The organism is Paenibacillus sp. Marseille-Q4541 (genome assembly GCF_018310695.1).
Lineage (GTDB): Bacteria > Bacillota > Bacilli > Paenibacillales > Paenibacillaceae > Paenibacillus.
The window spans coordinates 135,137-159,680 of record NZ_JAGXCY010000008.1; the positions used below are offsets into that span (position 1 = coordinate 135,137).

Genomic DNA, 24,544 nt, shown 5'->3' on the forward strand with positions numbered 1-24,544 from the left:
CGATAGAGCAGGGTTTTTTGTTTAAGGTTTAGCCCTCTTCTTTACCGCGTTCATACTTTACGTCAAGTTCAGCCAAAATGTCTCGGATGGCTGCTACCAGTGCAGGTGAGTCCTTTACGCTTATGTCCTTGCCTAGGCTAATAAAAAAATTAGCGAAATAAGGTAAATCATTTCTCTGAATTAGACCCTCTATCCAGCCTGTCCGATCTTCCCTGATATGGAGCATAGGCTCAGACCATGGTTCAGCTTCACATCTTTCAACTCCCCTTCCAGTTAGATCTGCAAGGATAGGGACAGAATTCCCTGTAATTTTGGAGTTATCCATTTCTTTTTGAATAGTAGTGAGAATTTGGTTCGGATTTTTTGGCTGAGGTAGTGAAGGGGTAACGAACTTCATCTGGTCACAGCGAAATACACGAATAGTTTGTTTCTCGAAACAGTAGGCAGAACAGTACCAAAGTCCGTTTCTGGCATAGATTCTTTGAGGCAGTATTTCACGTGTGGAACACCCGGTTTGCGATTGATATTCCACATGCAATATTTTTTGGTAAATCGCTGCATCAAGTAAAAGAGCCAGGTAGGGTAGATGAGCTGTTCGTTTAGGTGTGATAAAATCGACCCTATTTTTCATTTGATCAATACGATCCCGCGTATCCTGCGGCATGAAGTTATAAAATTTACCTAAAGCAGAAACCGTTTCTGCCTCAAATGGCAGGGAATCATAGTGACGAAGGGCGTGGACGGCAAAAAAGATTGCAACGGCCTCTTCCTCGGAAAAAGCAATGGGGGGCAGCATCCGATCTTGTAACATACGGTAGCCACCGTGCGGTCCTACTTCGGAATAAAGAGGAACCCCAAGTTCACTCAGCTCTTGCAGATCCCGAAGAATCGTTCGTTTGGATACACCGAATTCATCAGCAAGCTCTCTTACTGTGAAAGTACGCTTCTGGTTTACGGTCAGCATTAATTCCAGTAGTCTTTTGGATTTGGACATAAACGAACCTCTATTTTCTTAATAATGACTATTTCTGTCACTATTATCTGTTATTTTGTAGATAAGAACCAGAACAATGATGAAACGGGAGGAGATAAGATATGTTTCAATTTAAAGAGAATCAGAGGGTCACGAGAAAGTATTTTCAGTCAGGTCCATTGCAGCTCTCCTACCTGGACTACGGAGGTGAGGGAAGTAATGTGCTTCTTATGCTTCATGGTCATATGGGAGATGCCAAAACGTTCTCTGAGCTAGCTCCTCGGTTAAAAGGATGGCGTGTGCTATCCCTCGACCAGCGGGGTCATGGATGGAGTGATCATCCTTCGGACAGAGATTATACAAGAGAAAGTTATCTACAGGATATATACCGTTTTATTCAGAGTGAGTTACATGGGCAGCAGGTCACGATTCTTGGTCATTCGCTTGGAGGAGCAAATGCATACCAGTTTGCAGCAAAATATCCTGAACTCGTACAGGCTTTAGTGATAGAAGACATCGGGGTAATCATAAACAGCGACATGTCATTTACGGAGACCCTCCCGAATCATGCCGGTTCTTTAAAACAACTACGAGATTTGCTTACGAAGAGTGGAGTGAAGAGCATGGACTACTTCATGGAGAGTATATTTGAAGATGAAACCGGATGGGGATTTCGAACTGATTTGAGGGGAATAACGACCTCTGTGCAGCATATTAACGGAGATTGGTGGAAAGATTGGATGACCTCGATCTGCCCTTCATTACTGATTCATGGAGGCAAAAGTTTTGTGTTGGATAAAGATCAGGCAGAGCTTATGGCAGAGCGCAGGGCCAATACCAAGCTTGCTCATTTTGAGGGATGCGGGCATGGGGTTCATCTGGATGACCCGGAGGGTTATTATGTTACGGTGGCAGCATTCTTAGAAGAAGTATTGGCTCAGAGATAAAGAGAGGCATCATCATAAAAGGCTGGAGCAGGATGAAGAGTATTCATCCTGCTCCAGCCTTTTATCATTGGAAAGCAAAATACTTTATGAACTGGATTTCACCTTGTAACTAGAAGGAAGTGGAGGCTGGTAACCATACCTGCGCACAATGTAGTACATGATCCCGAAACCGATGGACCCGACTGCCGACATGAGTACACCAAACTGATACATGACGGATGCCCCGAAGTTCTGGAACATAAAGCCGCCGAATATCCCGGCAATGACTCCTGAAACCCCACTCCAGGAAAGCGTGTAGAGTGCCTGACCGGATGAGCGGTAAGGTCTTGGAATGAAGAGCATCGTAAGCTGAGTTCCTACATAAAAATATCCCCCGAACGTAACCGAATGCAGCAATTGAATAAAGGCAATCTGCATTGGGGTTGTCGCCTGTGCCATGAGTTCCCACCGTAGCACGAAGAGCAGACTGACAATCGCCAGACAAGCAAGCATAACCGTCATTTTTCGTTTCAAAAAACGGTCAAATAGTAGAAATACACCAATCTCTAGAATAGAGGACATAAAGACAGCGAGACCTACCATTTGTTTGCTTCCGCCAAGTTCTGTAATGTACAGGGATACAAACGAACTGTTCATTGCATTAGGAACGGATACGAGAATGCCCAGCACAATAAAAGTCATAAAATAGGGATTTAGTATAACTTGCGAAAATCCCCGTATCGTAACAATAGGTGCATCTGATGACCGCTCGAGTTTCGGTAGAAGCAGAGCAAAACCAAAGGAGACAATGAGCAGGATGCTAAAGACAAGGGAGATTCGGGAATCGCCAAGTCGATCCATGATAGGTCCTACAGAAATAGCAGTGAAAGCCCAGCCCATTGAACCCCATAGGCGGAAGGAACCGAATTTATGCGGTGTTCCGTCAATATAAGTCAGAATCATACTATTCGTTTGCGCAAATAAAGGACTTTGAAAGAAATAGAAAAAAATCATCATTGTAAAAATAAAACTATAACTTTGTGTGAGAAATACAGCCTGAACCAACAACAATGTGCCTGCCAACATAAAAAGTACTGTTTTACGGATGTTTTGAGTTCGGTCACTCATATAACCCCAGAAAGGGTTAGCGAACAGAGAAACAAAAGGACCAATGGCCATCAAAGTACCAATCTCGATTTTGGTCAAGCCGATTTCTTGAAGATAGATGGAAAAAAAGCTGGTAAAGACGGCAATAGCTCCATAGACAAAAAAATTATACAGCTTTAGCTGCGAAAAAGAGGACGTACGCAAAGGTAGGCCATTCCTTTCAAGTGGATCTTCTACTGATCCGGCTGTGTAGTTTACGTTTTGTTTACACTTTAGCACGTATATGTAAGGGGATACAATTTATTTTTATTCAAAGATATGTATTTATACGACAACAAGCAATGGGAAGAATGGAATAGTTTGTTATATATTATCATAATGGGGAAGAGCAGATAAACAGAGAGTTGTGGATATGCTTGCTAATATTTCTGTAAGTTATGCAACAGAATACGAGCTGGAAGCCAGCTCGCATAGTTCTGCTGCTAGAATTGCAGCGATGTTTACCAATATGAACACAAGAGAAGATTTTAAGTGGGTCAAAGAAATATACGCTTGTGATTAAAGGTGAATTTAATCATTAATTTCGTGTGAACACGCCGCTTATCGTTTGTTTCAATTGCTGTAATAGTTCACTTTTCCGATCATCAGATAGGTCATCCATACTGCCGAGGAGCAGGTGATCCGCAGGCTGAATGCCGACAAACTCCAAAATTCCTTTTTGAGTGGTAAGCTTCAGTGCAGAGGACATTCCGATTTGATCATAATACGAGCCTTCGGAGCCATGAGTATTAATGACTAAGCTTTGTTTGCCTTGAAGCATACGGATGATGTCTCCATCTTCACTGTAGGCATAGGCATATCCATAGGAAAAGACACGGTCGATATAACCTTTCATAATGGCAGGCAGTCCCGCCCACCAGATCGGATAGATCATCGTAATCGTATCCGCAGCAGTAACCCACTTCTGTTCTTCCTGAACATCTTCTCCGGGAAGCTCTCCAGCGTAGCAAGCTTCCATTTCCTTACCAGTTAATGTAGGACTGAAATTTAGTTCATACAGATCACGAACAGTAACTGTATCGCCCTCTTGAGATAAAGCTTGCTCAACTACTTCACAGATTTGGCGGTTAAAGCTATCCTTTACCGGATGAGCTAAAATAACGAGATGCTTCATAGTCCTTTTCCTCCTAAATTGCTGCATAATGAACCGGATATAAAAAAGCATGCCCTTAAAGACATGAACATCTTCCTATAAGGAGGATGGATTCAGGTTTCAAGGGCACGTAACATTGTAATCTAATATTAAAAATTGAAATTGTCAGGGTCTGCACCCGTACGCTCGTCTTTGTTAAGAGCATTAATTGCATTCATATCTTCTGCAGACAACTCAAAGTCAAAAATCGCTGCATTTTCTTCAATCCGGCTTGGTGTAACAGATTTCGGAATCGTAATTGCGTCGTTTTGTAGATGCCAGCGTAAGATAACTTGAGCTACCGTCTTATTGTATTTGTCAGCAATCGCTTGGATCGAGGCATTGTCGAGCAATCTACCATTACCGAGTGGAGACCAGCCTTCAAAATAAATCCCTTTGGATTTACAGAAATCGCGAAGCGGTTCTTGTGTAAGAAGCGGGTGGAATTCCACTTGATTTACCGCAGGGACGATTTTTGCTTCGGACAATAGATCCTCCAGATGATGAATGTGGAAATTACATACGCCAATGGCACGGACTTTACCATCGTTATAGAGACGCTCCAATGCTTTCCACGTATCGTTATATTTGTCTTTCACCGGCCAGTGGATCAAATACAGATCAATATATTCGAGTCCGAGTTTCTCTAAACTAGTCTCGAAAGCGCGAATAGTAGAGTCATAGCCTTGATCGGCATTCCATACTTTTGTGGTGATGAATAGTTCTTCACGAGGCACGCCTGCATCCTTAATCGCTTTTCCAACGCTTTCCTCGTTTTTGTAAGCAGCAGCGGTGTCGATTGCACGATATCCATGCTGGAGTGCATGTTTAACAGCTGCGTAGGTTTCGTCTCCATCTTTAGCTTTCCATACCCCGAGTCCGAACTGCGGCATTTTTACATCGTTGTTAAGCGTTACTGTATCTTGTAAATGAGTAATTGTCATGGATAATCCCTCCGTTAATATAAATCTATTCCTCACTATTATTACACGCATGTGTGGTGGTTAACGCAGTATCTACAAAATTGTTTCATGCGCATACATATAAAAAGAGTAAATCCCTAGAAATCAAAGTTGTCGGGGTCTGAACCTGTTCTTTCATCTTTGTTCATCGTATCAATCTTCACGGCCTAACCTACACTTTCTTCTGGTATACCGCGGCGGTATCGATGCTACGGTAGCCTGTCTTGATCGCATGGGAGATAGTTGCTTCCGCTTCTTTGCCTTGTTGAGCTTTATAGACGCCTAGACCAAGCTACGGCATAGAAACTCCATTGTTTAATTAATGTTGTTTACTGCTTTCATGCTTCATACCCCCTGAAAGAAAAGTGATGAACAGACGCTTCCCTATTTATTTTAGACTTCTGTAATATGTGAAAGCAAGAGTGTCCTTGATTTTGAAGCAAAATCATTTGGATAGAATGAGACGTGCCAGCGCCATGATTCCCCGCTCCAATTCCTCCACAGATGCATAGGCAAAGGATATGCGGATGTGGTCTTGATCAAATCGGTCATAAATAGATCCTGGGTTTAGCAAAACTCCTTCGGCAAGAGCTTTTTTGAACAAGTTTTCTGGCCGAATCCCATGTAATAATTTCACCCAAATATAAAATCCGCCTTGAGGTACATTCCACTCCGCTGCACCATTCAAATTTCGGGATAGGATATCTAGGACCCGGTTTCTTTTGTAGATCAATGCTTTACGAACCTGGGTTAGGTGGGCTTCATGGTATCCCTCCGTAAACCAGAGCGTAGCGGCATCCTGCGCAAGGCTGCTGGCGCCATAGTCTGTTTGCATCTTAATATCTGCCAGCCTCTGAATGACTGTCTCGGGCCCTGTAACCCAGCCAATCCGAAGACCAGGGCTGACGCTTTTGGACAAAGTGCCCATATGTAAAACATAACCTCCCGGGTCGCGGGCTTTGAGAGATAAAGGAGGTTCTTCGTCAAACCACAATTCTGCATACGCATGATCTTCCAATATAGGTAATCCTGTATCTTCAGCGGTCTGAATTAAGGCGTTTCTCCTCTTTTCACTCATGATAGTACCGCTCGGATTTTGGAAAGTTGGAATCGTATAGAGCAAGGAAGGGCGGTATTGCCGGATATAACGCTGAAGTCCGTCAGTTCGAAGTCCTTCTTCATCCATTGGCATCCCAATCATACGGATTCCTGCAGATTGAAAGGCGTGGATCGAATACAAATAAGATGGTTTTTCTACCAGGATTGACGATTTTCTCGGCAATAACCCCATCGCAATCAGCTGCATGGCTTGTAAAGAACCAGAAACGATAAAAATGGATTCGGGAGAAGCATGAATCTGTTGTCCGGCTAAATAAGTGGAAACGGCTTGTCGTAGTTTGTAAGATCCTTGAGGTTCAAGATAACCAAGACTGGGGGCATTTTGTGCCAGTTTCTCATAGATTTTTTGAAAGTAAGCCTGAGGGAGAAGTGCAGGAGGCAGTTCACCTGTCCCGAGGCGAAGGGAACCTTCCCGAAATTCAAATTGATTGATTTGCTGAACTTCAGGAAGGTTCGGATAATGATTTCCGCTCTCCACGTAATCTTCCCAATTGGGTAGAGTAGGGGACAAGCCGTTCCATCCGGCACGGGATACTTTGGTTCCCCCTCCATGATTACTTTCGATGAATCCTGCAGATTGCAGCTCCTCCAGCGCTGCAATGAGTGTGCTCCGATTTACTTTAAATGCGGCAGCTAGCGTACGCTGGGAAGGAAGACGCATCCCGGGTGTCCATTCTCCCTGCAAAATTTTTTGTTTGATGTATTCTTCAATCTGAAGATAGAGCGGAACCGGTAGCAACGGGTCGGGGGCAAAACGAAGCTCGGTAACAACAGATTTCAATAGGACGACATCCTTCCCACAGTTGATATGGATCGTACTATATCATTTGGTTGGTATATACTTCAACCAAATGGTTGGATACAAGCCGTTCCTCATGAGATAGGATAAAGCATGCAAAAGAAAACGTATCGAAAATACTAGAATAGGAAGGGTCGAACATCTAAGATGCAAGAAGCTATCATTCACGCCCTGATTCTCGCAGCAGGACTTATTTTACCGCTTGGGGCGCAAAATTTATTCGTTTTTAATCAGGGAGCAACTCAGAAAAATTGGGCGGGGTCTTTGCCAGCTGTTGTAACGGCAGCGTTATGTGACACGATCCTTATTGTGCTTGCGGTAGGGGGACTATCTCTCCTACTCTCTGACCAGAGCAGGGTAACTCAAGTAATATATGCCGCTGGATGTCTTTTTCTTATCTATATGGCTTGGACGATGTGGCGGGCAGGTGGCGGTTCAAAAGGTAAACAACAAGCACTCACGGGCCGTCAGCAGATCCTTTTTGCTTTATCCGTATCGATACTCAATCCCCATGCTATTCTAGACATTCTGGGGGTCATCGGCACGAATTCTTTACAATATGAAGGAACGGAACGTACTGCTTATACTGTGGTAACGATTCTAGTATCGTGGGTGTGGTTTATTTTGCTTGCTACTGCGGGAAGAATCATGGGGAGATGGGATCAGACCGGGACCCTATCCAGATGGCTTGGCAAAGTTTCCTCCCTTACGATGGCGGGGCTTGCACTATATATGTTGTATTCGCTTGTACAAAGTTTACAGTGAAGAGAAGGGATATCGGCGATAGCAAATAAGCAATAGAACAAGAGATCAATCGAAAAAGAAGCTGTTCCAAGCAAATGTAAGATTTGCAGGAAACACGCTTCTTTTATTTATTCTTATCATCTGGGCTCATGACTTGGCATGAAAGTTAGCCGCCGATTTGCGACATACGCCGCACGGTCGGGGTGTGACTTTGCGCTTTCTCTTCCAGTGCCAGTGCCATTTCGTGATTCTTCGGTTTGTTACCCAGTGCTTTGAGGAACATAGCGGCCGTAGCCTCTCTATCTCCTACTACTTTACGTACGTTGTATTCGTCCGACCAGTACAAGCAAGCCTTGATATGGCCGTCTGCGGTGAGACGTAGCCGATTGCAGTTATCACAGAAATGTTCACTTACCGGATGAATCAAACCAAAGGTGCCCTTTGCTCCCTTGAGTCTACGATTCTCGGAAGGACCGTTTCCCCCAGGTCCTGGTGTATTTTCTACTTCCCATCCGGCTTCGTGACATGCATCAAGCACAGTGGACAGAGGGAGGTACGATTTGCGCCAGGAATCCGTCGCATGTCCGATTGGCATATATTCAATGAAGCGGACGTGGAGCGGTGAGTGCTGCGTAAGGGCAATGAAATCTTTAATTTCATCATCGTTAATCCCTTTCATGAGCACCACGTTCAGCTTAATTGGATCAAGTCCAGCTGCTTCAGCCGCTTCAATCCCTTTCAGTACCTTGTTCACGTCACCCCCGCGGGTAATCATGGAGAAACGATCTGGTCGCAAGGAGTCTAGGCTGATATTAATACGGGTAAGCCCGGCATTTTTGAGCAGCTGTGCTTTTTTCTCCAGAAATACCGCATTCGTCGTGAGTGCAATATCATCGATGCCATCAATTGCAGAGATCATAGTAATTAATTGATCCAAATCTTTGCGAACCATAGGCTCGCCGCCCGTAAGTCGTACTTTTCGCAGACCCATAGGAGCAAGGACCTTAAGAATTTGGGTGATTTCTTCAAACGTCATGATATCCTCATGCGGAGCAAATTCCATTCCATCTTCCGGCATACAGTAGACACAACGCAAGTTACAGCGGTCTGTAACCGAGATTCGTATATAATCGTGAATCCGGCCAAAAGGGTCCTGCAATAGATCCATCCAGATCCACCCCATTTCTCTATATTTCTATGAAAATGAAAAATCCTGAAAAAGACTTGATAATAACATAGCATACATTCCCCATAGATTTATAGATAATCCCCGTTTTTCACGATAAAAGTGCCCCTAAAAGGAGCCACACACTGTACGTAGTTTCACAGTAAAGGAGAAAGAGGGTGGAATATCATGTGGTAGAACGATAGCTCACTTGTCCCCCCAGACACAGTGAAAACAGACACAAAAGGGCTCCTCCACATGGTTATGCGGAGGAGCCCTTTTTATGATTCTTTCTCAACAAAACCAATGCAAGCTCAGTTGGGTGCTACATTTGCTTAACCGTAATTTGCTGTTCCAACCTCGCTACATCTTCCGGCAACAAGAAGCCTGCCATCGGATGAAGGGCAGCCGAGGTTCCGCAAGCAGCTCCTCGCCGGAGGATCAATGGAATATCATCCGGGTTCTCCAGTGCTGCTGCAGTCATGCCTGCTACCATGGCATCTCCGCTGCCGAGCGGACTTACAATCGGAATGGAAGGGATCTGTACGCGGTACAAGGTGTCAGCGGTCGCAGCTACGGCACCGTCTGCTCCGAGGGAGATGACGGCGAGCTTCGCACCGGCCCTCACCAGCTTTGTTGCGGCGATCCCGGCTGTATCCGGACTGAGCGCCGTTACCCCTGCAAAAAGGGCCGCTTCATCTGCGTTTGGCTTCACTAGATCCGGTCCGCCTTGCAGCCCTTCCGAGAGCGCCTCACCGCTTGCGTCGAGAGCGGTGCGGGCACCTTGCGCCTTCGCTAGAGCGATCAGCTCAGCGTACAGCCCAGCCGGGCAGCCCGGCGGGAGGCTGCCTGAGAACACGACCCAGGCGGAGCTTCGCGCCAGGGTCATGACTTTGCGGCGCAACGCCGCAAGCTCATCACGGGTGACCGAAGGTCCCGCCTCGATGAGCTCGGTCTGGGTGCTGGGGCTAGGACCCAGCACCGTGATGGCTAGCCGCGTCTCACCATGCGCGGCTTCCACAAAGTCGGCTGCGATGCCTTCGGTACGCAGCCCGTCCAGCACTTGCCGGCCGGTGTGTCCGGCAACCAAACCGGTAGCGCCTACAGGGGCCCCGAGTAGGCGTAAGACCCGGGCGGCATTAATGCCTTTGCCGCCCGGCACGGTGACCGCACCTAGGAGGCGGTGCACCTGATCCAGCTGAAAATCGGGTACGGTATACACCTTATCTAGAGCAGCGTTTAAGGTAACGGTGGTAATCATCCGATATCGACAACCCCTTAATGGATAGTATCCTTTTATCATACAGTATGTCATATCGATGCCGCCATGTGTTCATTCCATGAATAGAAAAGAGCACGGAAGGTAGCTGGGATGCAGCTATTCCTCCGTGCTCTTTGATTTACGATTGTGAATTCTCTAAGTGAAGGTCTTTAGTCTTCAATCTGTTTCTTTTTAAACTTCATCAAGAATTCGTACACAATCGGTACGATAACGAGCGTGAGCAGTGTAGAACTGATCAAGCCCCCAATTACGGTAACGCCAAGTCCTTTGGAAATAATACCTGCACTGTTTTCCCATCCAAATACAAGTGGGAGCAGGGCGCCAATGGTCGCTAGGGCTGTCATCAGAATTGGACGTAGACGGGTCGAACCGGCTTCAAGCAAGGCATCTCGGGTAGACATACCCTCTTTTTCTTTGTGAATAACCCGGTCGATTAGAACGATTGCGTTCGTGACGACGATACCGATCAACATGAGCGCACCCATCAGAGAGGATACGTTCAAGGTTTCTCCTGTAATAAGCAAGCCGATTAGTGCACCGATAACGGTAAACGGCAAGGAGAATAGGATTGCAAACGGAGCAAGTCCGCCGCCAAACGTTACAACGAGTACGAAGTAAACGATCGCGATCGCTGCCAGCATGGCAAGGCCGAGCTGAGTGAAGGTTTCATTGATTTGTTCGGTTACTCCACCAAATTCAACATGAACACCTTCTGGTAATTCCATATCCTTGACTGCGTTTTCGATTTTGGTAGAGGCTGAGCCTACATCGGAAGACAGGATGTTTGCAGTTACTTGTACTACCATTTCACTGTCGATCCGCATAATGGAATCAGGGGAAGTCCCTTCTTCTACTTTAGCAACGTCTCCAATTGGAACTTCGATACCAAGCGGTGAAGTCACTGTTTCTTTTTCAATTTCTTCAATGCTTCCATATTCTTTGCTGTCCGTTTCAATGTACACATTGTAGGACTTACCTTCTACTTCAACTTCGGTCAGAACAGGGCGTTCACGTTCTGGACTGAGGGCCATTGCGAGTTGCCCAGCAGTAAGTCCCAGGGAACTTAACTTCTCTTGATCGGCTACGAGTGTGTACTGATCGTACCCTTCAGCCAGAGAAGATTCTGCATCTTCGAAGTTTTCTGTATCTTTTTGTATGACTTCCAGAACGTCGTCAGCGACAGGTTTAATCTGTTCCAGATTATTACCAAAGACACTAACGGTCAGGGTGCTGCCACCCATTGCTCCGGCTGCCATATCCATAGTCGCCCATTCGCCTTCAGGAACACGTTCTTGCAGTCCGGCGAGAATGGCTTCACTTTCTTTACCAATATCAGCGCCTTCTTCAAAGATAATATAGAAGAGACCGGAGTTCGATGAACCCATACTCATAGGGTTACCGCCACCAACCGAGTATTGCATACTCTCAACGCCGTTTGAATCAAGAATAAATTTCTCAACGCTAAGCGTACGATCTTCAACGGTTTCTTGTGTTGCTCCCGGTTCAGGGCTGTAAGTAACCAGCGTGTAGTTTGTTCCTTGCGCTGGCAAGAAACTTATACCTATAAAGCGGGTTAGGAACAAACTGCCGACAAGGATAATTACCGCTGCACCCACGGTAATGAGTTTGTGATTAAGTGTCCATTTCAAAATTTTAGTATAGCCATTTGATAGTCGGCTTGGTTTTTCTTCATGATTCTTTTTGTTTTTCAGTCCGCCTCTAAAGAGGGAATGAGCCATGGCAGGTACAATGGTTATCGCTACAACCAGGGAAGCGAGCAATGCGAATACCATCGTCAGTGCGAACGGCATAAACAATTCACCAACCATACCACTAACGAGTGCAAGTGGAAGGAAAACGGCAATGGTAACAATCGTTGAGGACATAATCGGTACAAACATTTCGCGTGTAGCGGCACCGATCAGTTCTCTGCCTTTGAGCTTCTCTCCTGAAAGAGAGAGACGCCTGTATATATTCTCAATAACAACAATGGAGTCATCGACTACCCGCCCGATTGCAACGGTCATGGCGCCTAGTGTCATCACGTTGAGCGTTATATCCATTTGGTGCAGTACCGTAATTGCAATCAGTAGGGAGAGTGGAATCGAAATAACGGAAATAATCGTTGATCTCCAGTCCCGCAAGAAGAGCAAAATGATGAGTACTGCGAAAAGTGCACCAAACATAGCTTTGGACAGCATCGTATGAACAGAATCTTCAATCGGTTGACCCTGATCAAGCAAAATATCTAGATTGATATGGTCATATAGACCTTCCAAATCAGCTGCTGCATCTTTCACTCCATTCACGACATCAACCGTGTTGGCATCGTTCGCTTTTACAATGGAGAAACCAATAGATTCAGCGCCGTTGGTGCGAGAGATGGATTCCGCTTTACCAATAACTTCAATTTTAGCGATATCATCAAGTTTTACGGTAGGAATGCCTGTCATTTGTGCTCCGGCACCAGCGCCAGGCATCGTTGCAGAGCCAGTACCCTGATTTTCGCCTGCGCCTCCCGGAGTTGCACCTGTATCTGGAGAAGTACCTGCGCCTTGACCAGATCCGGATGGGATGACAGGAATCTCAAGGTTCTTCAGATCATCTACGTTAATAATATTGCCATCCACAACAACGGCTTTTTCCGTATCTTCCATTGTGAATAGTCCAAGTGGAACACGAAGGGAAGAAGCTTGAACAATATTTTTAACTGTTTCTTCTGTTAATCCAAGTTCATCCATTTTCTTCTGATCAAATTTCAGGGCGACTTCTCTTGTATATTGACCTGAAACTTGAACGGAAGCAACACCTTCCACATCTTCAAAAGCAGGGGCAATTTCGTTCTCTGCAAGACGAGTCAGTTCTTCAAGCGTTTCTCCATTTTTCCCTGACAAGCTCATAGAAGCTACCGGGAAGGAGTTCATACTAAATTTGGAGATCGTTGGTTTCTGAGCATCTTCTGGAAGCGGTACATCGTTCAGTACTTCACGTACCGCAGCTGTCGCATTATCCAGATTCGTACCATAATCAAATTCAATCATGACCGAGGAGACATTCTCCATCGACGTAGAAGTAATGCTCTTAATACCTTCTACATTACGAAGCGTTTCCTCCAGGGGCTTAGTGACTTCCTCAACGACACCTTCTGGGGCAGCACCCGGGTATACAGCAGTGACGTTCAGAAACGGAACGTTGATATCTGGGATCGTTTCTTGCTTCATGGTCAAACCGCTGTACAGTCCGGTGAAGGTCAAGATGATGGTCAGGATCCAGATCGCCAATTTGTTTCGAAGTGAGAAATTAATTATTCCTTTCATCCGTAGGTTTCTTCTCCTCTCTCTTTCACAACAATAATAAAAATATAATTAGGGGATGACGCATGTTTATTCGCGCCAGGATAAATAAGTTTCAAACAAATGGCTTAGTTGTCCCACCTGTTCTTCAGTACCCGGCACAGCACTTAAATTGCTGAGCATACCGGTTAGAATTACGCGGCGAGGATTGATTTCGGTAAGCTCATGTTCCATTACGAGAATGGACTCGAGCGCTTCAGTGCGTACGCGGTCAGATAATTCCGTATTTTCTTCTATTCGCTGACGCATTTCTTTCAGTAGAAGAAACGGATGTTTTTTAGATGGACCTTTCGGTATTCCCTCTTCCATCCAGGTAAGCCAAAGCTTTTGCGGAATAAAAGGTTCCCGTTCAAGACGTAATTTAGCTTCGGCTAAATCATCAAGTGTTTCTACGAGGTACTCTGCCATTCGCTCGATCCGCATGGGTAGAATTTCTGAGACGATAATCCTTATGTAGGCACCCATCATGCTGTGTACTTGAAGCGCCAAATCAAGGGTATAGGGGTGAATTTCTGGTCCATACACATCAATCATCTTCTGATTAAACTGTTTCATGGTGAGGGCGAGCATACCTTCAGGGCAATTTTCCATCGTTAGGCCACTGTTACCTTGACTGATCGCATCTTGAAGTTGTGCAAGAAAAAACTCTTTTAGTTCAAGGAAATTTTCCAGCAGAATTTTAAACTGCTTGCGCAGTTTATCTTTAGGTGATAACTCCTGCTCGCTTTCCACAAGCACAATTTTGTCATAAATGGAATGGATACAGTAATTGATCACGCTGCGCTGCAGCTCTTCTTTGGATTTAAAATGAAGATAAAGGCTGCCTTTGGATATGCCACAGACTTCAGCAATTTCTTGCATTGATGTTGCGGAAGTTCCTTTCGTAGAAAACAGTCCTAATGCGGTCACTAAAATATGCTTTTTTTTATCCGTGATTGAGTTCATTAATAGACGTCACCCCTTTCCAGAACTCCACGGTTCTCATTTTGACTTATAAGTCACATAAAATTATAACGTAAAAAAGAGGTGGATACAACTTTACGCGGAGCTGTAAGGGAGTGGGAAAATAGGGGGGATTGAGTGCATTACAAAAAGAAAAGCCAAATGTAAAATCAGCGCAAGCTTCTTTTTACTTTGGCTTCTAATATATGCCTATCTACTATACGAACAGTTAGCCGATGAGTTTCAAACCAACTGCAGAACACAGAATAATAGCAATGAATAATAAACGTTTTGCTTCCTTAGGTTCTCCGAATATGAACATACCAACCAAGGTGCTTCCTACCGTACCAATTCCAGTCCAAACAGCATAAGCCGTACCCATGGAGAGAGATTGCATAGCGTAAGAGAGAAGTGAGAAACTGAGCAGGAAACTAAGTCCCATGAGCAGAAAATATTTTTTACCTTTACCAGTCGTGATTCCTTTGATTCCAATGACTCCGAGAATTTCACTCAATCCTGCGAAAATGATTGCTAACCATGCCATTTAGACGGCACCTCCTTGAGAGGGCTCAGCTTTGGGCGTATCGTCCGTAACAAGCTTAAGTCCGATTACTCCTACGAGCAGGAGGGCGATAAGTAATATTTTCGATATTCGGAAAGGTTCACCGAACAGAAGCATTTCAGTTAGAACGGTACCTGCTGTACCAAGACCCGTAAATACGGCATATACCGTGCCAACAGGCAGTTTCTTTGACGCCTCTATAATTAGTCCAAAGCTGACTGCAATGGAAAGCACCGTTACAATCCACTCTAACGGAGTGGAAGCGTGCTTAAGCCCGGATACCCATATAACTTCAATGGCACCCCCGAGCACAACAAACAACCAGTAGCGATTCATGATGTAGACTCCTTTTTCTCATATAGATGTAAAATACCTTCCCAAAATACAGGCCAAGCTGCTTGTAACCTTTTTTGATATCGTACAGAACCTCCATAAAGCAGCTCGACGGATACTCCGTCAATGAGTGTCATATAGGCAATGGCAAATTGCATCGCCTCTTCTTGAGACAGCTTGCCGTTAAATGCCTCACTTGCAATAAACTTGGCGAGCGTTCTCTCAAGACCGTCTAGAAAGGGGTATACGATATCCATGACTTCCCCATGTAATGCCTGTGGAGGGAAGTAAGTCATTCGCATGAGGAATCTTGCAGCATCCTGAGATTCAAACTCTTCTTGAATCCAGTCGAATAACCCTCGCAGCCTGAGTTCTAAAGTCGTTTCAAGCTCCATTTGTTCCTGAAAAAAAGCGAGGATTCGCCTGCGCTCCAGTTGGAATACAAAACGCACAACATGAAGGAACAGGTCTTCCTTGTTTTTGTAGTGGGCATATATGGAGGGTTTCTTAATGCCGACTTCTTCGGCAATTTTTCGAAGCGATGCTCCTTCATAACCTTCAAGGGCAAACTGTGTCAGTGCCACCTGTTTAATAGAAGTTGAACTCATAATTACCACACCTACCTAACGATCGTTAGTCTAGTGAATTTTTTCATATTAGAAGTCAGGTGTCAACCCTTTTTTGGCCTATTCGTTGTTTGTTTGAGTATGAGAAAAACCTGCTGAAATGATACGTGATCAGCAGGTTTACATTTTTTTTTATTTAGCAATCGTTAAAACGTGGTGAAGCCTAGAGAGTATTGCAACTTGTATAACAGGTCTTTGAAAAATGGAATATCATCTTTATATTCAGCGAGGTCCAGCGTGTATTCGGCATCTTTATTCGTCCACAAACGCTGAAAATAACCATTCACTTGAGTAGCCACTTTACTATTTTCTGGTGCTTCAATGTAGAGATCATTTTCAAGATTATAATTGTTCAGATTACGCGGCGTAAAATTCGTTGAGCCACCCAGAATGAGCTGGGGACCGTTACTGCGCGATAGGTACAGAAGCTTCGTGTGGTACTGCTCTTTGGTCGTGTTATACCATCTGATCTCAATTTGACCCTTTGATTCATCCACCAGTTCCTGCGCAACTGGGCGGTTTGGGATGCCTATTTTTTTCTGACCAAACGCATTTTCGTTCGGATCGAGAATAAGCTTGACCGAAACTCCGCGTGAAGCGGCATCAAGTAGTGACGATTTAATATCCCGATCTGCCAGATAGAACATTCCCATCCAAAGGGTATCTCCTTTCTCCGCTTCGTTCATTAGATCAAGTGCGTAGTTTGCTACTTTTCCCTCCGTCAAATAACGAACCTGAGTAGAACCTTGCTCATTTACAGGAGAAGGAGTAAATGTCGGCAGTTGACCTCCTCCTGACATATCCAGAACGGCTTGCTCTGCTTTAAGCATATCCCCGATGATATTTCCGCTCACTTCAAAGGCAATATTGGAGTGATAAATACTTGGGTCATGCACATTGGCAGAGGAGACGATAGCCGATTTCTCGCTGGCCACCAGCTTTCGATGGTTAGCTTTTACATTCAAGAGTTTGAGATACGAGCGAAGGGTGACATCTGGACCGTCACTCGCCATCAAGTTTGGTAGCCAGCCGGTTCCCGATTGCCCAAACCACTGAAAATAAGTACGCCACACAGCAGAGTAAATCGGTGTGGGGTCACGAAGGGAGTCTACATCCGTAACAACGACTCGAATCCCATGCTGCTTCATTCGCTCTAGAAGAGCATTCGGATGTGAATTGTAATTGGTGTTCACTTCATCTGTGATGAAGACCATTTCCATCGCCGGGTTGTCTTTCTTTTTGTTGATGAGCAAGTTAGTGAACCGTTCACTCGCTTGGGGGAATTTCTGATCCGTGTGCTGATAATTGTTGAATAAGAACAGGTCGATAACAAGGAACTGTTCTGCTTCGGAAACCACCTTTTCCATTCGTTTCATGATTTGCTGTTCATGTTTCATCGATCCATCGGAGGAGGGATAGGTAAGGTCTGTTAGAAATTCAACATCACTTACGTTATGTATCTGGCCTTCATAAGCAACGCCCGGAGGAAGTGGTTTATTCATTTGATAGACAATAACTGCAGCCAGCCACACTATATTTATGAGAACAAACCAGAAAATGATTTTCTTTACTCGTTCATGTCTTTTTGTAACGGATTTTATAGGATAGGGATGAGAGGAAGTTGGATTCACTGAATGGTTTTTATGATTCTTGTTCATAACGAGACGTCCCTTCGGGTCTAATAGTTGCTATGGGCATGAAAAGTATATCTATGTAGCCTGCACACTATTAACACAAACATACAACAATTGAAGCAAGCAGTTATTCTAGAATATGTCAGGTTATCGACAGTGATTTTCGGTTTGTGTATAATGAGTGTACTATTTTTGTAGAATGTTTTGGGGAGTTTGAGCCCTTAACTAAGGACCGGATGATAGAAGAAAAGAGAGTGAATGCCTTTTGTATTCAATTAAACAGGTTACAGAAATGTTGGGTATTCCTGCTGTAACACTGCGAGCATGGGAGAATAGATACCATGCAGTGGAGCCAATGCGAACAGATTCGGGATACCGGATGTATAGCGAACAAAATGTAGAGGATTTGCGCTGGCTTAAAGAGCAAATAGATTCTCACCATATGAGCATTTCCCATGCCGTACGTCTGTTGCAATCCCATAAGGAAGAACAGAGTAAGGCGGATGCAATCCTCGCTGAACCTATTCCTCAGGGAGGAACGGAAGATGCATTACGGAAGATGGAGGATCAAATTTACCAGTCCTTATACCAATTTCAGGGGGAACGTGCAAACGCTCTGATTGATTTTGGTTTTACGATGTACGGATATGATGCGATGTTTTATCGTGTTTTAGTTCCTATACTCATTCGGGTAGGAGATGCTTGGGAGAATGGACGGGCTTCGGTCGCTCAGGAGCATTTTATGACACAGCTCATTTCTCAACGGTTTTATCAGTTTTTTCATCTATTTCCGATCTATCCACATTTGCCAAAGGTACTTGCCCTCTGTCCTCAAGGGGAGCATCATCAGGTTGGGTTACTATTATTTAGCCTATTCTTGCGCAAAAATGGAGCAGAGGTACTTTATTTGGGTGCGAACACTCCTACGGACGGAGTTATACCGATTCTTGAGGATCAGAAGATTGATCTGGTGTGTGTATCGGTAACAAACGAAGACATGGCAAAAGCTGCAGATGATATGATAACGACGATTATATCGCATGCTCCTGAAATGCAGTTTGTGCTTGGCGGACAAGGATATGAGAAGCTGGAAGCTCCTAAGTATCCGCAGTGGATCATGACGGGGAGCGCCCATAGCTGGCAAGATTGGTTCACACTAACCTATATGTCTAGGTCACACCCGGCTGACCTATATTATAGAAAATAGCCTTAACATGTTGTGATGAATGGGTAAAAGATATTAGAAAAAGCACGCTCTTAGGTTTCCTAAAAGAGCGTGCTTTTTTTGTTAGTAAGCTCAAGTATTAGTGTAATAGGTTTGTATAAACTTTGTCTTAACTTTACTTTATTTAAGGAGATTTGTATTATGTTTGTATAATGTTTGATATGAATATTGTGGTAAACCTATGAATATTGTCTATCATATCCGCTAATCCTAACCTCAATTATAGAAAGGTGAGTCCACAATGAATCGAAATCAGCAAAAAAGACGTGCTGTTGTTATCGGGGCTGGACCCGGCGGTTTGGCGGCGGGCATGCTGCTTGCCGGACAAGGATATAAAGTTGATATATACGAAAAACAATCTGTGATCGGCGGCCGATCTGCGAAACTACAGCTCGGAGAGTATAGCTTTGATCGCGGTGCTACCTTTCTGATGATGCCTCATTTACTCGAGGAAATGTTCGAGAAGGTTGGCCGATCTTTATACGATTATGTTGATATGGAGCAGCTCGATCCACTCTATTCTCTTCATTTTGGAGATACGGTATTCAGACCCTCGAGTGATGAAGAGAAGACGGAAGCAGAGATCGCTCGTGTTTTTCCCGGAGATGAGCAGAACTATAGAAACTTTATGCGAGATGAGGCGATCAAATACCAAAAGGTAGAACCGCTGCTGCGCAGACCATTTGGCAAATTATCGGATTACATAAAAAAAGATGCAATCCAGGCACTGCCCTATCTCCACTTGCAAGATACAGTATATGGCCGACTTTCTAGATACTTTAAGGATGAGCGGCTCAGATGGGGATTTACATTTCAAGCGAAGTATTTGGGGATGTCGGCATGGGATTGCCCGGGAGCGTTTACGATCCTTTCGTACATAGAACATCATTTCGGATTACATCATCCGAAAGGTGGAGTAAATCAAATATTTCAAGCAATGGCGGATGTCATCGGGGAATATGGTGGAACCATTCATACCGGTACAGCGGTGGAACGAGTCCTCGTTAAACAGGGACGGGCACAGGGCCTCCTTTTGAAGAACGGTGAAGAAGTTTTGGCAGATCATGTGGTACTCAACGGTGATTTTGCTACTTCGATGAATACGTTGTTTGAGCCAGGGGTACTGAAAAAATATACTCCACAGCGGATAAAAGATATGAAATATTCCTGCTCAGGAGCGATGCTCTACCTTGGTGTGGATAAAAAAATTGATCTTGCTCATCACTCCGTTCATTTTGCCGCGGATTATCGTACGAATGTGGATGAGATGACTCTGCACAAGACGTTATCCACAGACCCATCCATCTATGTCCACAATCCTTCTGTGCTAGATCCGACACTTGCACCTGAAGGGAAGTCAGCACTGTATGTACTGATGCCAACACCGAATACTACAGCTGACATTGATTGGGACGCGCAGCGTCAGGAAATTCGTCAAAGCATGCTGGACCGACTTGAACAAATTCCGGAACTTGCGGGCTTGTCGGAACATATCGAAGAGGAACTATTCTTTACACCACTACAATGGGAGAAGGAACTCGATATTTATAATGGAGCGCTCTTTAATCTCTCACATAAGCTTGGACAGATGATGTATTTAAGACCGCATAACCGATTTGAGGAAGTTGAAGGAGTCTATCTCGTTGGTGGGGGAACCCATCCAGGCAGCGGACTGCCTACTATTTTCGAGTCAGCAAAAATATCAGTGGGACTGATTCAGAAGGATGATGCCAAAAAACAAACATCACGTTCCTTCTCGAAGCACCAAAGGGAAGAAGGGCAACTGACATGAACAAGAAACATATCGCTATTGTTGGTTCCGGTATTGGAGGACTTACTGCTGCATTACTTCTGACTAAACAGGGCTATCAAGTGACGGTCTATGAAAAGTCGCATCGAGTAGGCGGTAGGCTTGCCTATGAGGAGGAGGGGCCTTACCGGATTGACCAAGGCCCAACCATTGTTCTTTTACCGGACATGCTCCTGGACATTTTGGAGGAGGCTGGTGTGGATCGTTCGCGAGTGGAACTCATTCGATGCGACCCGATGCACCGTTTTTATTTTGAAGACGGAAGAGTACTTAGCAAGTGGTCAAACCGTGAAGAACAGGTAGCTGAAATTAACCGTGTTTTTCCCGGAGAAGGACAAGGGTTTCAGCGGTTTATGTCTGAGATGGATCCGCTTTTCCCAAAAGGAGTAGGCTCCATTCTCGAACGACCTTTTTCAAATCAACGAGATTTCTATAGCCGGGATATGACACGCCTTCTAAAACAGATGAGAGCATATACCAGTTTACGCTCTGCTATGAGTCGGTATTTTCGCAGTGAGCAGCTACGAGACGCTTATTCTCTTCAAAGTCTGTACATTGGGGGTTCCCCGCTGTCTACGCCGGGTATTTATACGTTATTACCTTATGCAGAGCATGAGTACGGTGTATGGATGGTAAAAGGCGGATATGCTGCGCTTGCACCGATGCTGGCAGAGGAACTAAAGAACCGAGGGGCGATTTTTCATCTCAATGAAGAAGTGAAATCACTAGTTGTAGAAGATGGATCTTGTAAAGGGGTAGTTACTTCAAGGGGCACTGCCTCTTATGATGCTGTTATTTATAATGGGGATTTCCCCCAAATTACTGGACTGCTCACTACGAAACAAAGGCGAAAAAAAAGGACGTTCAAGGCTTCTTCCGGCTGTCTTTTAGTGTATTTGGGGGTAGAAAAGAGGTTTGAGGAGGCAACAACACATCAATTTTTCCTTCCGGATGCGTTTGTTTCAAATATGAAAGACGTATTCCAAAAACGCACTCTTCCGGATCATCCATCTTTTTATGTGTTTAATCCTGTTAGTACAGATGAATCAGCTGCACCAGAAGGTCATAGCGTTCTCTATTTTCTAATTCCTGTGCCCAATGCAGAAACATTCACTCACGGGGAGGAAACCGAAAAACTAGTCGAGAAAGTACTGGAAGAGGCAGAAAACAAAGCTTTTCCTGGTCTCAGAAAACATATCCGCTGGCAAAAAGTACGTACACCTCACGATGCTAAACGTGATGGTTTGTATGGAGGAGGCAGCTTTGGGATTGCGCCGGTACTGTTCCAATCCGGTGTATATCGTCCTCAGCCGAAACCCTATCCGAACATCCAAGGCTTGTATGCGGCAGGCGCCTCGATTCATCCAGGCGGAGGGGTTCCTATCGTAATGCAGGGCGCGAAGCTGGCAGCAAATCAACTAATAAAGGAGTTGGGATCATGAACGAAACGGTATTTGAACGTTGCGAGGAAATGATCAAGCAAGGATCCACCTCGTTTTACCACGCTTTTTATGGTTTGCCGAGCCCAAGGCGTGAGGCGGTATTTGTGATTTATGCTTTTTGCCGAATTATTGATGACAGCGTAGATGAGCCGGAGAAAGCTCCTTATTCCATTCATGAGCTTCGAGAACATTTACATAATCTTGAGCGAGCTGAGGATCACTTTATTTGGCCAGCGCTTCGTTGGTTATTTAGTACCTTTCCGAGTCTATCTAAAGAGCCCTTTTTCAGGCAAATGGATGGACAATTATCGGATTTGACGTTGACTCACTATACAACGGTTCAGGAGCTTGAACATTATTGCTACCTTGTTGCTGGAACCGTCGGTGAGATGTTATTGCCTGTTCTGCGCGATGACAGCGGGCTGAAGATATTGGAATCAGGTATTGCGCTTGGCAAAGCGATGCAGATCGTTAACATCATTCGGGATGTGGGTGAAGATCAAAGAAGAGGACGCAGATACATTCCGCTCGATATGATGACAGCTCATGGCTATACAGAAGAAGATTTTAATAAGGGGATTATAGATGAACGATTCGTATCTATACTTACAGAACTTAAACAGATGGCACTTCGCTGGTTTGAAACGGGTTTATCAGACGTAAACACCTATCCTCCAGTAAGTGGCTTAGCCATTGAACTAGCAGCTTCTTTCTATGCCTCGATTCTAGACGCAGTGGAGAGAAATAATCATGATGTATTTACACTGCGGGCTTATGTGAACGATGAGAATAAAATGAAGCTTTTTCTTGAGATCGCTGCTAGATATCCTACTCTGCGGAGAGAAGGCTCCAAAGCGGCGGTATCCTGATGATTCAGCTTGTATACTGGATTTGGTACAGTATTGGAGCCGTACTGTTATTAACCATTGGCGTACCCGATGCGCTCTCTTTCTCTAATGGCTTATTTTTAATTTTGTATGCCCTGAGTGCGATTGATCTCATATTTAGGAATTACGAAAAAAACAAACTGTCCGACCGGTCAGTCAGATGGTGGAGAGAGCCGCTTATGTGGCTGATGGCCATCGTTATTTGGACAGGGGGAATGGCTGTAGAATGGGTTGGCGTTCATACCGGATGGCCATTCGGAGCCTATACGTATTCTCATATTTTTGGGCCTCACCTCTTTGCCGTTCCTTTTACTCTCGGATTTGCATGGATTGCTGTGGTAGGGAATTCAGCACTTCTTAGCGGAGGAGGATATGGTTGGAAGAGCAAAGCGATGAGAGCAATGAAGACGGGGGCTTGGGCGCTCATGATGGATCTGGTACTAGATCCCGTAGCTCACCACCGCGGATTCTGGAACTGGGAAGGAGCAGGAGGATTTTACGGAGTTCCCTGGACCAATTTTATCAGCTGGTTTGTGATGGGAGGGCTACTGTCCTTCTTTATTCCACCTATACCTTCTGATCCAGTGATTCAGCGTAGAGGTAAAACCTTATATCAAATGTTCATCCTATTGTTTGGTTTGCTTGCCGTTCAGGCAGGGCTTTATGGCAGCGGTATGATTGCTGCACTTGGTATTTTACTTGCGGAAGGGAGGCATCAGTATGCTGTCCGCAAACAAGTCTCGGCTTTTTGATCAGATGTTTTTCCAATATCACAAAAAATATTTGCTGGAGCGACGGTTTAGGTATGTCGGCTTTGCAGGAAATCTAGATCCGGTAATCGCTCAGGATCATCCCGTTCTATACATTATGAATCATAGCTCATGGTGGGACGGTCTTCTTGCTTACCATACGTTCCGCCTGCTTACTCGCCATGACCATTATGTCATGATGGAAGAAAAACAGCTGAATAAGTTTTCCTTTTTTCGTAAATTAGGGGCCTTTTCCATAAACAAAGAGTCTGCTGCGGATGTGAGGTCCTCGTTCGAATATACGGTACAGTTATTACTTTCAGGAAAACGGGTATGGATGTACCCCCAAGGAAAAATCACTCATCAGGATTTGCGTCCTTTATCCTTTCAGCGAGGGATCGGAGTCCTGTTACGACGATTGCCGAACACGGCAGTGATACCAGTAACTCTAGTACACGGCATGTATGGGCAAGACAAGCCGGAAGCCCTGCTTATGGCGGGTCCCCCGCTCTTGGAGAACTGGGGCGATCTTGACAGCAGAGTGATCACTCGCCAGTTAGAAGCAGTGATGGAAGAGCAGCTAAATCAGCAGAAATTAGAAGTGATGACCTGTGTAGACAACAGGCCAGAGAGATACAAACCTTTGGTGAAATCAGGACGCTCTACAAGCGAGCGGTTTGATGATGTATTTGTACGGAAGCGGGTATAAACG

General features: G+C 44.9%; 22 protein-coding genes. 9 read left to right on the plus strand and 13 right to left on the minus strand.

Features of this window, described 5'->3' with window-relative positions; all coding sequences use genetic code 11:
• Window positions 1-28: 28 nt before the first annotated feature.
• Window positions 29-994, minus strand: coding sequence for a helix-turn-helix transcriptional regulator (locus KFT32_RS11775; protein WP_211747397.1), 966 nt, complete (start codon window positions 992-994; stop codon window positions 29-31).
• A gap of 101 nt (window positions 995-1,095) precedes the next feature.
• On the opposite strand from KFT32_RS11775, the gene KFT32_RS11780 reads away from it, so the two are divergent.
• Entirely contained in the window at window positions 1,096-1,920 is an 825-nt protein-coding gene (locus KFT32_RS11780) for an alpha/beta fold hydrolase (protein WP_211747398.1), read from the plus strand.
• An 84-nt stretch (window positions 1,921-2,004) separates the two neighbouring features.
• On the opposite strand, the gene KFT32_RS11785 is transcribed toward KFT32_RS11780, so the two are convergent.
• Window positions 2,005-3,210 (minus strand): MFS transporter, encoded by a 1,206-nt coding sequence (locus KFT32_RS11785; RefSeq protein ID WP_211747399.1) that lies wholly within the window; start codon window positions 3,208-3,210, stop codon window positions 2,005-2,007.
• 208 nt (window positions 3,211-3,418) lie between these two features.
• Between KFT32_RS11785 and KFT32_RS11790 the strand changes: the two genes are divergently transcribed.
• Window positions 3,419-3,568 carry a hypothetical protein gene (locus tag KFT32_RS11790; RefSeq protein ID WP_211747400.1) on the plus strand — a complete coding sequence of 50 codons (150 nt, stop codon included), beginning with the start codon at window positions 3,419-3,421 and terminating at the stop codon, window positions 3,566-3,568.
• Window positions 3,569-3,583: 15 nt separating this feature from the next.
• Here the strand turns inward: KFT32_RS11790 and KFT32_RS11795 are convergent, their stop codons facing one another.
• The 3 genes from KFT32_RS11795 to KFT32_RS11805 form a co-directional block, all read right to left on the minus strand.
• Window positions 3,584-4,180: an NAD(P)H-dependent oxidoreductase gene (locus KFT32_RS11795; RefSeq protein WP_211747401.1), complete on the minus strand. Its 597-nt coding sequence runs from the start codon at window positions 4,178-4,180 to the stop codon at window positions 3,584-3,586.
• Window positions 4,181-4,308: 128 nt separating this feature from the next.
• Complete coding sequence (locus tag KFT32_RS11800) at window positions 4,309-5,142, minus strand: aldo/keto reductase (protein WP_211747402.1); 834 nt, start codon at window positions 5,140-5,142, stop codon at window positions 4,309-4,311.
• 463 nt (window positions 5,143-5,605) lie between these two features.
• On the minus strand, window positions 5,606-7,060 hold the full coding sequence (locus KFT32_RS11805) for an aminotransferase-like domain-containing protein (protein ID WP_211747403.1): 1,455 nt from the start codon (window positions 7,058-7,060) through the stop codon (window positions 5,606-5,608).
• Window positions 7,061-7,225: 165 nt separating this feature from the next.
• Here KFT32_RS11805 and KFT32_RS11810 point away from each other — a divergent pair, with 165 nt between their 5' ends.
• Window positions 7,226-7,843 (plus strand): LysE/ArgO family amino acid transporter, encoded by a 618-nt coding sequence (locus KFT32_RS11810; protein ID WP_211747404.1) that lies wholly within the window; start codon window positions 7,226-7,228, stop codon window positions 7,841-7,843.
• Between the two features lie 145 nt (window positions 7,844-7,988).
• Here the strand turns inward: KFT32_RS11810 and moaA are convergent, their stop codons facing one another.
• From moaA to KFT32_RS11850, 8 genes are all read right to left on the minus strand, one after another.
• Complete coding sequence (gene moaA / locus KFT32_RS11815) at window positions 7,989-8,990, minus strand: GTP 3',8-cyclase MoaA (protein ID WP_211747405.1); 1,002 nt, start codon at window positions 8,988-8,990, stop codon at window positions 7,989-7,991.
• 322 nt (window positions 8,991-9,312) lie between these two features.
• Window positions 9,313-10,302 (minus strand): 1-phosphofructokinase family hexose kinase, encoded by a 990-nt coding sequence (locus tag KFT32_RS11820; RefSeq protein ID WP_349304897.1) that lies wholly within the window; start codon window positions 10,300-10,302, stop codon window positions 9,313-9,315.
• Between the two features lie 116 nt (window positions 10,303-10,418).
• Window positions 10,419-13,586, minus strand: a complete 3,168-nt coding sequence (locus tag KFT32_RS11825) for an efflux RND transporter permease subunit (protein ID WP_211747407.1) — start codon at window positions 13,584-13,586, stop codon at window positions 10,419-10,421.
• Between the two features lie 66 nt (window positions 13,587-13,652).
• Entirely contained in the window at window positions 13,653-14,567 is a 915-nt protein-coding gene (locus KFT32_RS11830; RefSeq protein ID WP_211747408.1) for a TetR/AcrR family transcriptional regulator, read from the minus strand.
• 226 nt (window positions 14,568-14,793) lie between these two features.
• Window positions 14,794-15,108: a DMT family transporter gene (locus KFT32_RS11835; protein ID WP_211747409.1), complete on the minus strand. Its 315-nt coding sequence runs from the start codon at window positions 15,106-15,108 to the stop codon at window positions 14,794-14,796.
• Window positions 15,109-15,462 (minus strand): DMT family transporter, encoded by a 354-nt coding sequence (locus KFT32_RS11840; RefSeq protein ID WP_211747410.1) that lies wholly within the window; start codon window positions 15,460-15,462, stop codon window positions 15,109-15,111. It abuts the gene before it with no gap.
• Entirely contained in the window at window positions 15,459-16,067 is a 609-nt protein-coding gene (locus KFT32_RS11845) for a TetR/AcrR family transcriptional regulator (protein ID WP_211747411.1), read from the minus strand. The genes KFT32_RS11840 and KFT32_RS11845 overlap by 4 nt, the downstream gene beginning before the upstream one ends.
• A 164-nt stretch (window positions 16,068-16,231) precedes the next feature.
• Window positions 16,232-17,743: a phospholipase D family protein gene (locus tag KFT32_RS11850; RefSeq protein ID WP_211747412.1), complete on the minus strand. Its 1,512-nt coding sequence runs from the start codon at window positions 17,741-17,743 to the stop codon at window positions 16,232-16,234.
• 241 nt (window positions 17,744-17,984) lie between these two features.
• Here KFT32_RS11850 and KFT32_RS11855 point away from each other — a divergent pair, with 241 nt between their 5' ends.
• From KFT32_RS11855 to KFT32_RS11880, 6 genes are all read left to right on the plus strand, one after another.
• A complete protein-coding gene (locus tag KFT32_RS11855; RefSeq protein ID WP_211747413.1) occupies window positions 17,985-18,926 on the plus strand; it encodes a MerR family transcriptional regulator in 942 nt (313 codons plus the stop codon).
• A gap of 259 nt (window positions 18,927-19,185) precedes the next feature.
• On the plus strand, window positions 19,186-20,736 hold the full coding sequence (locus KFT32_RS11860; RefSeq protein WP_211747414.1) for a phytoene desaturase family protein: 1,551 nt from the start codon (window positions 19,186-19,188) through the stop codon (window positions 20,734-20,736).
• Window positions 20,733-22,196, plus strand: coding sequence for a phytoene desaturase family protein (locus KFT32_RS11865; RefSeq protein ID WP_211747415.1), 1,464 nt, complete (start codon window positions 20,733-20,735; stop codon window positions 22,194-22,196). The genes KFT32_RS11860 and KFT32_RS11865 overlap by 4 nt, the downstream gene beginning before the upstream one ends.
• Window positions 22,193-23,065 (plus strand): phytoene/squalene synthase family protein, encoded by an 873-nt coding sequence (locus KFT32_RS11870; protein ID WP_211747416.1) that lies wholly within the window; start codon window positions 22,193-22,195, stop codon window positions 23,063-23,065. The genes KFT32_RS11865 and KFT32_RS11870 overlap by 4 nt, the downstream gene beginning before the upstream one ends.
• A complete protein-coding gene (locus tag KFT32_RS11875; protein ID WP_211747417.1) occupies window positions 23,065-23,835 on the plus strand; it encodes a carotenoid biosynthesis protein in 771 nt (256 codons plus the stop codon). Before KFT32_RS11870 ends, KFT32_RS11875 begins: the two co-directional genes overlap by 1 nt.
• Entirely contained in the window at window positions 23,804-24,541 is a 738-nt protein-coding gene (locus tag KFT32_RS11880) for a lysophospholipid acyltransferase family protein (protein WP_211747418.1), read from the plus strand. Before KFT32_RS11875 ends, KFT32_RS11880 begins: the two co-directional genes overlap by 32 nt.
• Window positions 24,542-24,544 lie beyond the last annotated feature (3 nt).

Excerpts from the sequence above, each read along its gene's own strand:
- KFT32_RS11825 (WP_211747407.1), bottom strand. The coding sequence starts at position 13,586 with ATGAAAGGAATAATTAATTTCTCACTTCGAAACAAATTGGCGATCTGG.
- moaA (WP_211747405.1), bottom strand. The coding sequence starts at position 8,990 with ATGGATCTATTGCAGGACCCTTTTGGCCGGATTCACGATTATATACGA.
- KFT32_RS11870 (WP_211747416.1), top strand. The coding sequence starts at position 22,193 with ATGAACGAAACGGTATTTGAACGTTGCGAGGAAATGATCAAGCAAGGA.
- KFT32_RS11840 (WP_211747410.1), bottom strand. The coding sequence starts at position 15,462 with ATGAATCGCTACTGGTTGTTTGTTGTGCTCGGGGGTGCCATTGAAGTT.
- KFT32_RS11795 (WP_211747401.1), bottom strand. The coding sequence starts at position 4,180 with ATGAAGCATCTCGTTATTTTAGCTCATCCGGTAAAGGATAGCTTTAAC.
- KFT32_RS11790 (WP_211747400.1), top strand. The coding sequence starts at position 3,419 with ATGCTTGCTAATATTTCTGTAAGTTATGCAACAGAATACGAGCTGGAA.
- KFT32_RS11865 (WP_211747415.1), top strand. The coding sequence starts at position 20,733 with ATGAACAAGAAACATATCGCTATTGTTGGTTCCGGTATTGGAGGACTT.
- KFT32_RS11780 (WP_211747398.1), top strand. The coding sequence starts at position 1,096 with ATGTTTCAATTTAAAGAGAATCAGAGGGTCACGAGAAAGTATTTTCAG.
- KFT32_RS11820 (WP_349304897.1), bottom strand. The coding sequence starts at position 10,302 with ATGACATACTGTATGATAAAAGGATACTATCCATTAAGGGGTTGTCGA.
- KFT32_RS11860 (WP_211747414.1), top strand. The coding sequence starts at position 19,186 with ATGAATCGAAATCAGCAAAAAAGACGTGCTGTTGTTATCGGGGCTGGA.
- KFT32_RS11850 (WP_211747412.1), bottom strand. The coding sequence starts at position 17,743 with ATGAACAAGAATCATAAAAACCATTCAGTGAATCCAACTTCCTCTCAT.
- KFT32_RS11875 (WP_211747417.1), top strand. The coding sequence starts at position 23,065 with ATGATTCAGCTTGTATACTGGATTTGGTACAGTATTGGAGCCGTACTG.
- KFT32_RS11845 (WP_211747411.1), bottom strand. The coding sequence starts at position 16,067 with ATGAGTTCAACTTCTATTAAACAGGTGGCACTGACACAGTTTGCCCTT.
- KFT32_RS11830 (WP_211747408.1), bottom strand. The coding sequence starts at position 14,567 with ATGAACTCAATCACGGATAAAAAAAAGCATATTTTAGTGACCGCATTA.
- KFT32_RS11800 (WP_211747402.1), bottom strand. The coding sequence starts at position 5,142 with ATGACAATTACTCATTTACAAGATACAGTAACGCTTAACAACGATGTA.
- KFT32_RS11835 (WP_211747409.1), bottom strand. The coding sequence starts at position 15,108 with ATGGCATGGTTAGCAATCATTTTCGCAGGATTGAGTGAAATTCTCGGA.
- KFT32_RS11810 (WP_211747404.1), top strand. The coding sequence starts at position 7,226 with ATGCAAGAAGCTATCATTCACGCCCTGATTCTCGCAGCAGGACTTATT.
- KFT32_RS11775 (WP_211747397.1), bottom strand. The coding sequence starts at position 994 with ATGTCCAAATCCAAAAGACTACTGGAATTAATGCTGACCGTAAACCAG.
- KFT32_RS11880 (WP_211747418.1), top strand. The coding sequence starts at position 23,804 with ATGCTGTCCGCAAACAAGTCTCGGCTTTTTGATCAGATGTTTTTCCAA.